13 protein-coding genes are annotated in these 15314 nt (G+C 45.6%); 8 read left to right on the forward strand and 5 right to left on the reverse strand.

What is annotated here, in order from left to right; genetic code table 11:
• Positions 1-206 precede the first annotated feature (206 nt).
• The 4 genes from LHL20_RS06410 to LHL20_RS06425 are packed head-to-tail and all read left to right on the forward strand — an operon-like array spanning position 207 to position 4213.
• On the forward strand, positions 207-893 hold the full coding sequence (locus LHL20_RS06410; protein ID WP_226432702.1) for a histidine phosphatase family protein: 687 nt from the start codon (positions 207-209) through the stop codon (positions 891-893).
• A gap of 11 nt (positions 894-904) precedes the next feature.
• Positions 905-2125, forward strand: a complete 1221-nt coding sequence (locus LHL20_RS06415) for an acyl-CoA dehydrogenase family protein (protein WP_226432703.1) — start codon at positions 905-907, stop codon at positions 2123-2125.
• 9 nt (positions 2126-2134) lie between these two features.
• Positions 2135-3193 (forward strand): phosphotransferase family protein, encoded by a 1059-nt coding sequence (locus LHL20_RS06420; RefSeq protein WP_159625958.1) that lies wholly within the window; start codon positions 2135-2137, stop codon positions 3191-3193.
• Between the two features lie 45 nt (positions 3194-3238).
• On the forward strand, positions 3239-4213 hold the full coding sequence (locus LHL20_RS06425; RefSeq protein WP_226432704.1) for an NADPH:quinone oxidoreductase family protein: 975 nt from the start codon (positions 3239-3241) through the stop codon (positions 4211-4213).
• Positions 4214-4305: 92 nt separating this feature from the next.
• Here the strand turns inward: LHL20_RS06425 and LHL20_RS06430 are convergent, their stop codons facing one another.
• The 4 genes from LHL20_RS06430 to LHL20_RS06445 form a co-directional block, all read right to left on the reverse strand.
• Positions 4306-5733 (reverse strand): alpha-amylase family protein, encoded by a 1428-nt coding sequence (locus LHL20_RS06430; protein ID WP_226432705.1) that lies wholly within the window; start codon positions 5731-5733, stop codon positions 4306-4308.
• 278 nt (positions 5734-6011) lie between these two features.
• Positions 6012-6278 (reverse strand): hypothetical protein, encoded by a 267-nt coding sequence (locus tag LHL20_RS06435; protein WP_226432706.1) that lies wholly within the window; start codon positions 6276-6278, stop codon positions 6012-6014.
• A gap of 164 nt (positions 6279-6442) precedes the next feature.
• Complete coding sequence (locus tag LHL20_RS06440) at positions 6443-7207, reverse strand: SDR family NAD(P)-dependent oxidoreductase (protein WP_226432707.1); 765 nt, start codon at positions 7205-7207, stop codon at positions 6443-6445.
• A gap of 9 nt (positions 7208-7216) precedes the next feature.
• Entirely contained in the window at positions 7217-8131 is a 915-nt protein-coding gene (locus tag LHL20_RS06445; RefSeq protein WP_226432708.1) for a haloalkane dehalogenase, read from the reverse strand.
• A 244-nt stretch (positions 8132-8375) separates the two neighbouring features.
• On the opposite strand from LHL20_RS06445, the gene LHL20_RS06450 reads away from it, so the two are divergent.
• The 4 genes from LHL20_RS06450 to LHL20_RS06465 all read left to right on the forward strand — a co-directional run bounded on the left by LHL20_RS06450 (position 8376) and on the right by LHL20_RS06465 (position 14569).
• Positions 8376-10496, forward strand: a complete 2121-nt coding sequence (locus LHL20_RS06450) for a 3-hydroxyacyl-CoA dehydrogenase NAD-binding domain-containing protein (RefSeq protein ID WP_226432709.1) — start codon at positions 8376-8378, stop codon at positions 10494-10496.
• 22 nt (positions 10497-10518) lie between these two features.
• Positions 10519-11700, forward strand: a complete 1182-nt coding sequence (locus LHL20_RS06455; RefSeq protein WP_226432710.1) for an acetyl-CoA C-acyltransferase — start codon at positions 10519-10521, stop codon at positions 11698-11700.
• Positions 11701-11711: 11 nt separating this feature from the next.
• Positions 11712-13511, forward strand: a complete 1800-nt coding sequence (locus tag LHL20_RS06460; protein ID WP_226432711.1) for an acyl-CoA dehydrogenase C-terminal domain-containing protein — start codon at positions 11712-11714, stop codon at positions 13509-13511.
• 149 nt (positions 13512-13660) lie between these two features.
• Positions 13661-14569, forward strand: coding sequence for an alpha/beta fold hydrolase (locus LHL20_RS06465; protein WP_226432712.1), 909 nt, complete (start codon positions 13661-13663; stop codon positions 14567-14569).
• Positions 14570-14697: 128 nt separating this feature from the next.
• Here LHL20_RS06465 and LHL20_RS06470 read toward each other — a convergent pair whose 3' ends face one another.
• A complete protein-coding gene (locus LHL20_RS06470; protein ID WP_226432713.1) occupies positions 14698-15096 on the reverse strand; it encodes a DUF3718 domain-containing protein in 399 nt (132 codons plus the stop codon).
• Between the last annotated feature and the right edge of the window lie 218 nt (positions 15097-15314).

The raw sequence follows: 15314 nt of genomic DNA on the forward strand, positions 1-15314 counted from the left end.
TAGGCGCTATCCTTATTGCACGAATTTGACGCAAACATGTCAAATTTTGTACGCATCGTGTCGAATACAACAACAAGTAACCGATGAACTGCGACTTTCATAGTTTCACATGATGCACACCTATTCAAAATATCAATTAAACTTATATTTCAACTTTCCTTAGTATGGTTTTATTACTTAACAAATTGATAACATCAGGGCGTTGAATGACAGACATCTATTTGGTGCGCCACGGCCAAGCCTCTTTTGGAAAAGCAAATTACGACAAACTCAGTGAGTTAGGCGCTCAGCAAGCGCACTGGCTTGGCGACTATTTCAAACACCGTGACGTTACTTTTGATGCGGTGTTCATGGGGGACATGGTCCGCCATCAAGAAACAAAAGAGGGGATAGCTGCAGGTATTGCTTCTGACTCTCATAAACTGCCAGAGGCAATCGTAAATAGTGGGTTGAATGAATTTAATTTTCAAGCAGTTGCAAAGGCATATTTGCATCGCTTCCCTGACGAAAAAGTGCCAGAAGGGGCTTCGTCTTCTGAATATTACCGTTTACTAAAAAAAGCAATGCTAGCGTGGTCTCAGGATGCCCTAGAACATGCCCACCTTGATGAAACATGGAAAGCATTTGAGCAGCGAGTAAGTAACGTATTAGGCGAACTTCAGCAGTTGGATGCGAAGCGTATATTGGTTGTCAGTTCCGGTGGCGCTATTGCCATGATGTTAAAACAAATATTGGGCTACAGCGATGCGAAAGTCGTTGATATGAATTTGCAGATCCGCAACGCCAGCTTTTCACAATGCTTCGCTAATCCGCGAGGTATACATCTAAATAACTTCAACAGTGTACCTCACTTAGATGTGATAGACAGGTTACACGCCATTACCTATAGCTAAATGGGGCCGTTATGAATTTTGAATACAATGAAAAGACACAAGCGCTCTTAGAAAAATTGAGAGCTTTCATGGAGCAGGAAGTATATCCCATCGAAAAGGAATATATTCATGCGGTAGAGAGTGCCAGTGGCGATGCGCGCTGGAAAACACCTGAAATGATGCAAACGCTAAAGCAAAAAGCGAAAGATGCAGGGCTGTGGAATTTATTCTTACCTGAAGAGTATAAGCCGTATGGCGCGGGTTTAACCAATGCTGAGTATGCGCCACTGTGTGAAGAAATGGGACGTGTGTTGTTTAGTTCAGAAATATTCAACTGTAGTGCGCCAGATACCGGCAATATGGAAGTGCTTGCAAAATATGGTAGCGATGCACACAAAAAGCAGTGGCTAGAGCCTTTATTAAACGGCGAGATACGTTCAGCGTTTGCCATGACCGAGCCTGCTGTCGCGTCAAGCGATGCAACGAATATTGAAACGTCAATAAAGCGTGATGGTGATGAATACGTTATCAACGGGCGTAAATGGTATACCAGTGGTGCAATGAATGAGAACTGCAAAATCATGGTGGTGATGGGAAAAACTGACTTCGATGCACCCCGCCATCAACAGCAGTCACAAATTTTAGTTCCTATGGATACAAAAGGCGTGACCATTGTGCGACCTATGTCTGCAATGGGATATTACGACGAGCCAATCGGGCACGCTGAAGTGCTGTTTGAAGATGTGCGCGTGCCTGTTGAAAATCTACTGTTAGGTGAAGGTCGCGGTTTTGAGATTGCGCAGGGTCGTTTAGGACCGGGTCGTATTCATCACTGTATGCGTCTTATTGGCTGTGCGCAACGCGCGCTTGATATGGCGTGTGAACGTGTTGAACAACGCATTGCCTTTGGTAAACCATTAAGCAAGCAGCAGTCTGTAAGAGAAAGCATTGCCAAAATGTATTGTGACATTGAGCAAGCAAGGCTACTTACGTTAAAAGCGGCAGATAAAATGGACCGCTATGGCAACAAGATATCTCGCGACTTAATTGCAGCCATTAAAATTGTTGCGCCCACCATGGCCTGCAATGTTATTGATGAAGCTATTCAAATGCATGGTGCAGCCGGTACAAGTCAGGACTTTGTATTATCGGCGATGTACGCCTATGCTCGTACCATCAAGCTGGCAGATGGTCCTGACCAAGTGCATATGATGCAGTTAGGCCGAAACCTCATTGCAGAAAAAAACGCGTAAGGAGAAGGTGTGTCTAAGGAAACCGCAAAAGCGGCGCATGCCATTGATTTATCTGCGCTGAACGAATACTTATCAACAGCGTGCCCAGAAGTGGGGCACGCTACAGCCGCTGACAAATTTGCTGGCGGCCAGTCAAACCCTACGTTTAAGCTTACGACTGACAAGGGGGTGTTTGTTTTACGTCGCCAGCCGCCGGGCAAGTTGCTTAAGTCTGCTCATGCGGTTGATAGAGAGTTTCGTGTTATTAACGCGCTACAGGGAAGTGATGTACCTGTACCTAAAGCGTATCACTTGTGCGAAGACACCAATGTAATAGGCAGTATGTTTTATATTATGGCCTTTGTTGATGGGGCCATTTATTGGAATAGTGCGCTGCCGGAAATTGAATCAACACAGACGCGCACAGCGATGTACGATGAAATGAATCGCGTATTGGCTGCACTGCACAGTGTGGATATTGAAAAGGCGGGACTGTCAGATTATGGCAAGCCAGGAAGCTACTTTGAGCGTCAGCTAAGTCGTTGGACTAAGCAATATCGCGCTTCAGAACTTGAGCATATCGAAGAGATTGAATCGCTTATTACCTATCTAGAGAACAACTTGCCACAAGACGATGGTCAGGTGTCCTTGGTACATGGAGATTTCCGTCTAGACAATATGATGTTTGACATGAGCGATGCACTTCACCCGCATGTTGTTGCCGTTCTCGACTGGGAGCTTTCTACGTTGGGTCACCCCTATGCTGACCTTGCTTATCAATGTATGCAGCTGCGCTTACCCAGTGATATTGCTCATGCTGCTGGGCTAGGTGGGTTAGACAGGGCTGCGTTAGGCATTCCGAGCGAAAAGGCGTATATCGAAAGTTATTGCAAGCGAAGAGGTATCGCTGGCATTGAAAATTGGACGTTTTATCTTGCGTTTAGCTTTTTCCGTTTAGCGGCTATTTTGCAAGGCGTGGTAAAGCGCGCTCATGACGGAAATGCATCGAGTGAAAAGGCAATGCAATTAGGTGCAATGGTGCGCCCACTGGCGCAAATAGCGAATCAAACCATTCATCAAGATGCATAACAGAATATGAGCGCAATTAGCGCATTAAATTTGTAGGGAGAAAACATGAAAGCAATCGTATGTGAAGCCTTTGGCCCAATTGATGAACTTCAATGTAAAGATGTACCTGATCCGGTAGTTAAGAAAGGCCATGTAGTTGTTAACGTGCAAGCGGCAGGTGTTAACTTTCCCGATGGTCTTTTGGTACAAGGCTTGTATCAAATGCAACCTGACTTCCCGTTTATTCCCGGCAACGAAGTAGCCGGTACCATCGCTGAAGTAGGCGAAGGCGTCTCACATTTAGCAGAAGGGCAGCGAGTCATCGCGTTATCTAATCTAGGAGGATACGCACAAAAAGCATTAATTCCAGCCACACACGTAATGCCGTTACCCGATCCCATTGATGTTACTGAGGGCGCGGCGCTAGTTACTGCCCATGCAACTGCGCACCACGCGTTAAAACAAAGAGCTAAGCTTCAGCCAGGCGAAACCTTAGTAGTTACTGGTGCCGCTGGTGGCACGGGTTTGGCTGCGGTGCAAATTGGTAAAATTATGGGAGCCAAGGTTATCGCGGTGTGTTCAACAGAAGAAAAGTTGGCTTTGGCGAAAGAACACGGCGCAGATATCCTAATTAACTACAAAGAGAAAGACTTAAAAGAGACGCTTAAGGAAGTGACTGGCGGTAAAGGTGCTGATGTGGTGTATGAGTGTGTGGGCGGTGACACGTTCCATGCATGTAGCCGCAGTATGGCATGGGAAGGACGTTTACTTGTTGTAGGCTTTGCTGGTGGCGAAATACCTAAATTCCCTGTCAACCTAGCGCTAGTAAAAGGTTATTCGGTAATGGGTGTTTTTTGGGGTTCATTTACTCAACACGACCCAAAAGGGTTTGCTGACAATATGAAAGAACTGCTGACATGGTACGTGCAGGGCAAAGTGAAAGTTGTCGTTGACGAAGCACTTCCTCTTGAACAAGCCACAAAAGCCATGGCTAAAGTCATGAACCGCGAAGTGAAAGGCAAGATGGTGATCGTACCTTAGAAAGAGTGCCTTAAAACACTGAGAAAGTAAAAAACAAGAAAGCCCGATGTGAATCATTTCCATCGGGCTTTTTTTGCTGCGCTCAGCGTGAGTTATTCCATCAGCCACATGCGCGCACTTCGTCCGGGAACATAAAACTTGTGCCATTGGCTTGTAATGGTTTGTACGTCATTGCTTAACGTGTCACGGTAGTTTCTGTACCACCAAAGGTTATCGGTCGCCGTGTTAACCCATACGTCTTGTCCACTGCCGCATTTATTAATGCCTACCACACCTTTGTGATCGCGCTTGAACAAGATTAGACAGTCATTGTAATTAATGACCTGCATACCGCTTCCCTGTGTTCCATTATGAAACTTGATCATGCCTTTAATATCATCACGCTTATACAAATCGACCCAGCGGTTATCACCACTTTCATTGTTGTCAGAGTACATCAGAGGCACACCACCATTTCTGCCAAGCACGTACGCATTGGCAAGAAACTCATCGGTTGGATCCATCAATTGATAACGAAAACCATCGTTTAAGGGAATGTCATGGGTGATGCTAAAAGTAATGGCTTTATCACCCGCGAGAGCTTGACCGTATGCACCAGGGTCGACCAGTGAATTCATAGAGCCGCCGAAACTAAAGGCACTTCGGATTTGTGCAAACAATGGAAAGTCGTACGCTGAGTGCCCAGTGTCAGAAAGGTAAGGAGCAAGAAAGTTATCGTATTCGCTGCTGCCAGCACCGCCTGTTGTAATTATCTCGCCAAAAACATGGACGCCGTTTTTGATAGTGCTGTCGAATACGGCATTAATATGATAATTCGTCATGTGTTTTGCGGCGTCGACACGAAAACCAGTGACGCCCATATTTTTGAGCATCTGCAAATAAGCCTTCTGCTGGCTTACTACCCAGTTGTTTGGGTCTAAATCAGGTAGGCCTGGATCAGGTGGGGCGCCGCAAAGACGGTTGTATTGTACATCGCCTACGTCACTGTAATTACTGATACATTTGGGGCCACCTTGGTCGAATGTTCCATGAAAGTCACCCCCACCGAACAGGCCATTACTTACGTCACCAAACAAGGTAATGCTATCATAGTATGTCTCGTTGGCAGCATATTGGGCCAGTACTTCACTACCAGGGTAGTTTAAATCTGAACGTTTCCATGCTTCATTTGCCATGTGGTTAAATACAATGTCAGCGTATGTTTCGACGCCAACTGCTTTTAGCGCATTGACCATATCGCGAAAATCATCCGTGTCACCCAATGGGTTGTCGATAACGCGGTAGTCTTGTGGCTGATACCGTGCCCACCATTGATCGCCTGTCGATTTATAAGCCGGTGAGACTAGAACTTTTTTATAGCCTAAATCAGCAATTTCTTGGGCTCTTGCGGCAACGTCATCATATTGCCAGTTAAAGGCGTGCAAAATGACATCTGCACTGCTTTGGAAACTTACGGTGCTCATAAGCAAACTTGCAGCAAGTAAGCTTGGTGAGCGAGTTTTGATACGTTCAATGTTCATTGATGTGTCCTGTTGAAGTAAAAAATACATCAACATTATGCTTACATCTTGTTATCAATATTTAAACGTGGTGCATACGTATTCAATAGCTTAAACAACCCGAAAGAAAAGGCTTTTCTAAAAGCCGATTCGTATTCAATTTTCTGACTTCAACTTACACTGTTTGGTTTGGAAATCTTTTATGAAACAAGGTGCTAATTGTATAAATCTGTATTGAGAATGGTGGTTGAATTGTTGTTTTGGTAACGGACGAACTTTAGCACAACGACTGGCAGTGCCTACTGAGCAGTGGCTTGTTCGCTTGGAAGAGAAGAATGGATAAGGCGCACAGTGTTACCGTCATGTGATGTTAACCTTTGTGCAGCTCGCTTAGAAACAACCAAAGAAGATAGTCTGTCGTTACGTGCTTTCTTGACTGTTTGCTTTGTTTGGAGCGTTTTTAAACCGGAGTTTTGTTTAACTTCGCTGGCGTTAGCAACTGACATTGCAGTACCAAGCCCAAGACAGCATACCAATGCGCAAGCAAGTGTTTTTGCGTTTTTCATGCTTTCACCTCGGCCTAAGACTGTACTGATAAAGTTAAGATGATAGAGGCGGTTGCACTCGCCTCGTTCATCGGTTTTGTTTGTTCTCCTTAATTAAAACTTATTAAGAAAAAGAACAAAACATACGGTCTTATACATTGGTATGGTGGCTCATACTTAATGAGCTACCAGGCTGTTACTCCGCCATCTACAGCAATGGTTTGACCATTCATGTAGCTGTTTCCAGGGGATAGAAGCAGCATCATTGTATTGACGATTTCTTGTGGTTCACCCAATCGCTTCATTGGGCTTCCTTGTCCTAATTGTTCTCTCGCTTCAGGCGTATTGTAGCCATCCACATTTAAAATGTTAGTGGGGCTGTAGAATGGGCAGATTGCATTTACGCGAACATTTTTTCTGCCGTATTCGACAGCTGCAGTGCGAGTTATTCCCGACACTGCATGTTTTGCCGCAGCGTAAGCGCCACCCTTAGGTGCGCCGCCTAACCCTGCGAGTGAACTAACGTTGAGAATATGACCTTGTTTTTGCGCCAGCATCACGGGTACTTGATACTTCATGCCGAACATAACGCCTTTTACGTTTACCGCAAACTGCGTATCCATTATCTCTTCTGTCATCTGGTGTACGGGAGCAGGGTTGTGGGCAATACCTGCATTATTTACCGCAATATCCAAACGCCCGAAGGTATCTATTGCTAGCTCGACCAGTTTTTGATTGAGTGCTTCGCTAGCAATATTACCTGCAAGCGATACGACGTCAGTAAGGCTACTAACGTCATTTTTTGTTTCTTCTAGAGCTGATTCATTAATGTCAGTAATCACAAGCTTAGCCCCACGATTGGCAAGACCAAGTGAGAGAAGTCTTCCGAAGCCGCTTCCTGCTCCCGTTATTAAAACAACATTACCGGTAAAATCTAAAAGTGCGTCCATTTTATCGTCCTATAAGCTATGCGTATTTTTGATAAATCGTTTGAGTAGTTCGGCGAGCTCTTCGCCTTTATCTTCTTGTATGAAGTGGCCACCGCCTTTGATAGTGACATGCTCAATGCCTTGGCAGCCGGGAATGAGTTTTTGGAAAATGCGGTCTCCTCCTGCAGTTACAGGGTCGCTATCCCCAAAAGCAGTCATAAAGGGCGCGCCAAATTGCTTCAAACTTTCCCATGCGTTCCTGTTTGCCTGCGCTTCAGGGTTGTCAGAGCTCGCTGGAACCAACAGGGGGAAAATGCGTGCTCCCGCTTTGTGCTCTTCTTCAGGAAAGGGCGCATCGTAAGCGTCTAGTGTCTGTTGCGATAACTCAGTAACGGTTGCGCCTTGTATGATGCTTGATGTTGGGAATACTGGGACGTCTTGGGAAAAGCGTCGCCATTTAATGAAAGCGTCGCTTGGTGTTTGATCCCCCGTCGGGAGGCCCGTGTTCGATACCATAACGCCGGCAAAACGTTCGGGCATATCTGCCACAAGTCGAAGGCCAAGCAGTCCCCCCCAATCTTGACAGAACAACGTAACTGGGCCTTTTACAACCTGATTGAACCATTCCTTTACCCAAATAACGTGGCGCGCGTATGTATAGTCCTCTCGTCTTTTAGGCTTGTCAGAACGTCCAAACCCAATGAGGTCGGGGACCAATACATTAAATCCTGCGTCAGCCAAAACCGGCATCATCTTTCGGTACAAATAGGCCCAAGTGGGCTCTCCATGCATAAGTAAAATAGTATGACCGTCTTTGGGGCCAGCTTGGTAGTAAGCCATGGCAATCTCACTACTCACCGTATCCGTCACATGAACATATTGAGGCGAATAGGGGAAATCAACAATTTTGGAAAAAGCACTTTCAGGCGTTTTTAACACTTGCATAGCAAAATGTCCTTTGTAAGCAAAATGTAAATAAATGTACGGTTGAGTTAACAAAAACACTGGTTGGATTGGCTGTCAAATATTCGTTAGGCGAGGGAGGGCGCAGTGTTCAAGTGAAAATGCGGTGTTGAAAGGCTTCGCGGTCAATATTAAATATTGTGATAAATGTCTATAACACCAATAAACTTGGATGATTGACAACACTGCAATAACATCCAGTTAACGTGATAAACAGGACATGGTTATGACACAGACGGAAAATCAAGCAGTGGCGTACAGCGTACAAGAAGGCGTAGCTACGCTGATGATGCAAAGCGCGCCAGTTAATGCCTTATCTCGCGCACTGCGCGTTGGTCTTATCGATGGAATTGAGCAAGCGCTAAACGATGATAGCGTCAACGCGATTGTGATTTCTTCATCATTACCCATTTTTTCAGGCGGGGCCGATATCAGTGAATTCTCTGGCGGTGATTTATCGCCCATGCTCCCCGAAGTGTTAGATAAAATTGAAAACGCGACAAAGCCTGTTGTAGCTGTTCTTCCCGGGCCTGCATTTGGTGGCGGCTTAGAAGTGGCATTAGCGTGTCATCACCGCATTACGTTTGCTGAAAACAAAGTGGGTTTACCCGAAGTTAACCTAGGTATTTTACCCGGAGCTGGCGGTACACAGCGTCTACCGCGACTGGCTGATGCACAAACGGCGCTTACCATGATCGCAGGTGGTAAGCCGACATCGGTACTAAAGCTACCAAACGTTTTTGATAAGATTTCAGACAAACCAGAGCACTTGCTTGACGATACCAAAGCATATTTAGCGTCGCTAACGCCAAGTAATGCCATTAAGCGTACCTGCGATATCACACTGTCTATGACCGATGAGGTTCAAGCGGTTTTTGACGCTGTCACAGCGCAAACGAAAAAAGCAGCAAGAGGCTTTTTTGCACCGCTGAAATGCATAGAAGCTGTGCATGGTGCTTATACGCTAGATTTCGATGCTGGCCTTAAAAATGAAGGTAAGCTATTCATGGAGTGCATGAATACTCCACAAGCGCGTGCTCAACAACATTTCTTCTTTGCCGAGCGTGCCGCAGGTCACGTCAGTGACTTCGACAAGTCAACGCCTGAACGTAGTATCGAGAAAGTAGCCATTATCGGTGCAGGCACCATGGGCGGTGGTATTGCCATGAATTTTGCCAATGCTGGCATTCCTGTCACTATGCTGGAGCTAAAAGAAGAGGCGCTTGAGAAAGGCTTGGCGCTAATTCGCAAAAATTACGAAAACTCAGCGAAGAAAGGAAAACTAACGCAAGAACAAGTAGAAGCGCGTATGTCGCTTCTGACAGGGACTACATCGTATGATGATCTTGCTGATGTGGATTTGGTCATTGAAGCTGTGTTTGAAAAGATGGAAGTGAAAAAGACAGTCTTCTCAACGCTAGACAAGGTATGTAAACCGGGCGCGATTCTAGCGTCGAATACATCAACGCTAGATATCGACGAGATTGCCACGGCGACATCACGCCCTGAGGATGTCATTGGCTTGCACTTCTTCTCACCTGCAAACGTCATGCGCTTGCTTGAAGTGGTAAAAGCAGACAAGACGTCACCTGAAGTCATCAAAACATGCATGAAAATGGCGAAGCGAATTAAGAAAGTCGCAGTACTCGTTGGCGTATGCTTTGGCTTTGTCGGTAACCGTATGATTGAGCCATACGGCCGCGAGGCAAACAGATTACTACTTGAAGGTGCAACGCCAGAGCAGGTTGACAGAGTTCTCACTGAATTTGGTATGCCAATGGGGCCATTCACCATGGGTGATATGGCAGGCTTAGATATTGGTTACTATGTGCGCCAGTCTAGACAAGAGCACATCGCTCACGACCCTGCCTATGGCGCGGTAGCAGACCGCCTTGTTGAGAAAGGGCGTAATGGTCTTAAAACGGGGCGTGGTGCATATAACTACGAGCCTGGCAGCCGTGTACCCATACCTGATCCTGAAGTACTTGAAATTGCTAAGCATGAAGCTGAGCGATTAGGAGTAGTTCAGCGCAAAGACATTAGCGACGAAGAGATTTTGGTGCGTGTAATGTACTCACTTATTAACGAAGGTGCAGCCATTCTTGAGGAAGGTATTGCCGCTAAATCAAGTGATATTGACGTGATTTATGTGTATGGCTATGGCTTCCCAGTGTATCGCGGTGGGCCGATGCAATATGCCGACGAAGTGGGATTGGGCACCATTTTAGACAAGCTGACGACTTATCGTGACCAGCTTGGAGACTACGGCAAAATGTGGTTAGAGCCGAGTGAGTTATTGGTGAAACTGGCGCAAAACGGCGGCAGCTTTAAACACTATAAGAAGTAAGCTAACGAAAAGGACAATCCCTATGCGTGATGCAGTTATTGTAAGTACCGCTAGAACGCCAATTGGCCGCGCTTATAAAGGCGCACTAAATAATTTACCCGCTCCATCATTAGGTGGTCATGCGATTGAGCATGCCGTAGCGCGTGCCGGTGTTGACCCAGCAAGTATTGATGACGTCATCATGGGCGCCGCACTAACGCAAGGTAGTGGAGGCATGAACATCGGTCGTCTTGCTGGGCTTGCGGGTGGTTTACCAGTCACTGTGGCGGGCATGACGCTAGATAGACAATGCAGTTCAGGTATGTACGCTATTGCCACCGCAGCTAACGCCATTAGAACTGGTGACACCAACATTATGGTTGCTGGCGGTTTAGATTCAATCTCGCTTGTTCAAAACAAAAACATGAATATGTTTCGTGCGGTAGACCCAGCTTTGGTTGCGAAGCATAAAGATATTTATATGCCTATGCTTCAAACTGCAGAGGTAGTCGGGAAGCGCTACAACATTAGCCGTGATGTGCAAGATGAATATGGCTACCAAAGCCAGATGCGCACAGCAGCCGCGCAACAAGCAGGCAAGTTCGATGATGAAATTGTCCCTATTACTGCCGTACAAGCTGTATTCAATAAAGAGACTGGCGAAACTAGCGAGCGCGAAGTAACGCTATCAAAAGACGAGGGCAACCGCCCAGAAACTACCTTGGAAGGGCTACAAGGTCTAAATCCAGTGATTGAAGGTGGTTGCATTACCGCAGGCAACGCAAGTCAACTCTCTGATGGCGCAAGCGCTACGGTAATCATGGACGAGCAATCTGCCGCGAAGGGCAGTGCACAACCACTTGGTATTTATCGCGGTATTGCTGTTGCAGGTTGTGAGCCAGATGAAATGGGTATTGGCCCAGTGTTCGCTATTCCTAAATTATTAAAACAACACGGATTGACCATGGACGATATTGGTCTGTGGGAACTCAATGAAGCGTTTGCGGTACAGGTGTTGTATTGCCGCGATAAGTTGGGCATTCCAGATGAATTATTAAACGTAAACGGCGGGGCTATTTCAATTGGTCACCCCTATGGCATGAGCGGTGCTCGTATGGTGGGTCATGCACTCATCGAAGGTAAACGACGCGGTGCGAAATATGTAGTTTGCACCATGTGTATCGGTGGCGGTATGGGCGCTGCTGGTCTATTTGAAGTTATATAGTAGGTATTAGTATGGAAGGTTATAAAGCGCCTCAACGTGACGCTATGTTCGTTACGCATGAGTTACTAGATTATCAAAGTCACTATCAAAAATTGGGCTTCGATGAAGCTTCTGAAGACTTAGTGACAGCAATTTTCGCAGAAGCCGCTAAGTTTTCTGAGAATACCTTAGCGCCAATTAACGCCTCTGGTGATGAAGAAGGCTGTAAGTGGGTAGATGGTGAAGTCACTACGCCCAAAGGCTTCAAAGAAGCATACCAGACGTACGTGGAAGGCGGCTGGCCTAGCATGTCTCATCCTGAAGACTTCGGTGGTCAGGCGCTCCCTTACTCGCTATCGTCAATAATCGCTGAATGGTTCTCGGGTGCTAACCACTCGTGGGCAATGTATCCGGGCCTCAGCCAAGGTTGTATGGAAACGTTGAAAGCGCACGGTACTGAGCTTCAACAAAATATGTTTCTACCCAAGCTAATTAGCGGAGAGTGGACAGGTACAATGTGCTTAACTGAATCGCACTGTGGTTCAGACCTAGGTATGTTGAAATGCCGTGCAGAGCCTCAGGAAGATGGCAGCTACAGCCTAACCGGTACAAAGATTTTCATCTCTGCCGGTGAACACGATATGTCAGATAACATCGTCCACATTGTGCTTGCGCGTTTACCTGATGCCCCAGAGGGCACAAAAGGCATTTCCTTGTTTGTTGTACCTAAGTTTAACGTAAGTGAAGACGGCGAAAAGCAAGACAGAAATGCAGTAGCGTGCGGCAGCATTGAACACAAAATGGGTATCAAAGCGAGCGCGACGTGTGTAATCAATTTCGACGGCGCAAAAGGTTACTTGATTGGTCCTCCAAACCGTGGTCTTAACTGCATGTTCACGTTTATGAATACTGCGCGAATCGGAACTGGCCTTGAAGGTTTGGCGGCATCAGAAGCGTCTTTCCAAGGTGCCTTGCGCTATGCAAAAGATCGCATTCAGTTTCGCTCACTAACAGGTCGTAAAAATCCAGATGGTCCGGCTGACCCTATTATCGTTCATCCTGACGTGCGCCGTATGCTTCTAACGCAAAAAGCGTTTGCAGAAGGTAACCGAGCGCTTGCGGCATATTGCATGAAGCTTGTCGATGTAACGCTTTATGGTGATGATGCAGCAGAAAAGCAGCACGCGGAAGCAAAGCTTGCATTCCTGACGCCTATTGTTAAAGCGTTTTTGACTGAGACTGCGCAAGAGTCAACTAGCTATGGTATGCAGGTGTATGGTGGTCACGGCTTTATTAAAGAGTGGGGCATGGAACAACTTGCTCGCGATACGCGTATTTGTACTATGTATGAGGGCACAACAGGTATCCAGGCTGTTGATTTGCTTGGCCGCAAGGTAATGGGTAGTAACGGCGAGTTGCTTAACGTGTTTGTACAAGAAGTGCGTGATTATTGTAATTCACTTCGCGACAACGCGCAGTTTAGCGCTTGGACGAATGCATTAAGTTCTCATCTTGATGAGTGGCAACAGATAACAATGGATATCGGTAAGGCCGCCGCGTCTAACCCAGATGAAATTGGTGCAGCGTCTGTTGATTATCTGATGTACTCTGGCTACGTGACAGTGGCATACTTCTGGCTGAAAATAGCAGTGAAAGCGCAAGAGCAGCTTGATGCAGGAAGTACAGAAACTGAGTTCTATAAGAGCAAAATTTTGACAACAGGTTTTTATTTCGACCGCTTATTAACTCGCACTCGTTCACTTGTGTCTGCAATGCAATCAGGTGCTGACAACCTTATGTCTATGCCAGAGAGTATGTTTGCAATTGAGTAATTGCTAATTACAGAAAAAACGCACTTGTGTAAATAAGTGCGTGAATAAGCCGGGCTGCTGATGATGTTTTGTCTTAAGCGCTCGGCTTTTTTGTATCTTGAATTTACTTGTTTCTGTAGTACGGAAACATTTATATGGGAAAGCAGCATATGGAAAAGCGAAAATTATACGATCATTTCTTAGAAGTTCAGGGCCATAGTATTCATTATCTCAGTAATACCTATGAAAATGCTGTCGACACTGAAAGTACGCGCCCCTTATTAGTTTTTTTACATGGCTTCCCCGAAAACGCACATGCTTGGGAGGGGCTTATTGACCATCTTCCTAAGCGTTTCGATGTCGTTGCACCAGATTTACCTGGTTACTACAAATCTGAACCACTTTCCTCCATAGAAGACTATAGCGTTCCCATGCTGCTAACGCGCATTGCTGCTTTCGTTGAATTAGTTGGGCGTAAAAGACAAGTTGTGCTTGTAGGTCATGACTGGGGCGGCGCCATTGCATGGCCTTTAGCCGCTTTTCATTCACAGTTGTTTTCGAAACTTATCATTATGAATGCCGCGCACCCTTCTACATTTACATCACTTCTAAAAACAAGTAGAACGCAGCGACTAAAAAGTCAGTATATACATCAACTTATTGCTGATGATGCTCATGAAACGCTAGTGCAGTCAGATTTTTCGTTGTTACGAAACATGCTAGGCGATGCCTTGTTTTCAAGCGACAAACGCTATGCTGATACATTGTTATCTGGCTGGAAAAACAGCGACACGCTAAGAGCAATGCTCAATTACTACAAAAATATGCCTCAAGCTATTCCATCAACTGATGCAGATGACAATGAGCTTGCTGCTTTACGTGTTCCGAATATTAGAATTGTGATACCGACGCTGGTGTTGTGGGGCAAAAACGACGACGCATTCGATGTAAGCATTCTTGATGGTTTACCCAACTATGTGGAAGAACTTACTTTTCACCAACACAATGAAGCAACGCATTGGATCCATCGGGAGCAGGCACAGTGGGCCGCAGGTCATATTAATAAATTTGTTGTTTAGATAAATAAAAAAGAAGGGGCGAGAAAGGTAGAAAAGGGAGAGGCCTCCGAAGAGGCCTCAGAGCGGCATCCTGCCGCTACCATGTTGAACTGATGTATCACATGGCGTGACAATACATGTACTATTTATTAGATTCGGCCGTTAAGTTCTGCCGCAATCGGTGAGCCCTGTAGACCTTGCTCGTTAATCCAAGCAGATAATGTTTTGCCATCTGCTTCAGGTGCTTGTAAATCTTTACTTGGCATCTTCTTAACCAAAAGTGTACCAACTTCTACTGCGTTGCTTGATAGCGCTGTGCGGATCAAGCTTTGACCGTTGCACGAAATACCAGAGTAGTAATCGCGTAGTTTCATTTTATAGTCAGACTGTACGCTACGCATTTTCTTACGAAGCTCGCCTTTGTCATCTGCTTGAACGATGGTGCAGATATTTGCTAGTGCTTCGTTAATGTCATTGGCTTGCGCTGCGTTAGAAAAAGCCAAAGATGATGCTGCAATTACTAGAGAAGTTTTAACGATTTTCAACATGGTTAAATTCCTTCGGTTGTTAAGAGGTTGTGTTTGTTCGTTGAGATGTATTAAACACCAGCCGGACAATATGAAAAACATGCGTTCAGATAATGGGGTATATGAACGAATACCTATTGCTGTGTAGATAGGTTGCAGAGTTAGATTTTAGATGCTTTGTGTTAAAATAAAGTCATTGATTTTATTATAAATAATTAGTTTCCAATAATGTTTCATAC

This window comes from Alteromonas sp. McT4-15 (assembly GCF_020515205.1).
Classification (GTDB): domain Bacteria; phylum Pseudomonadota; class Gammaproteobacteria; order Enterobacterales; family Alteromonadaceae; genus Alteromonas.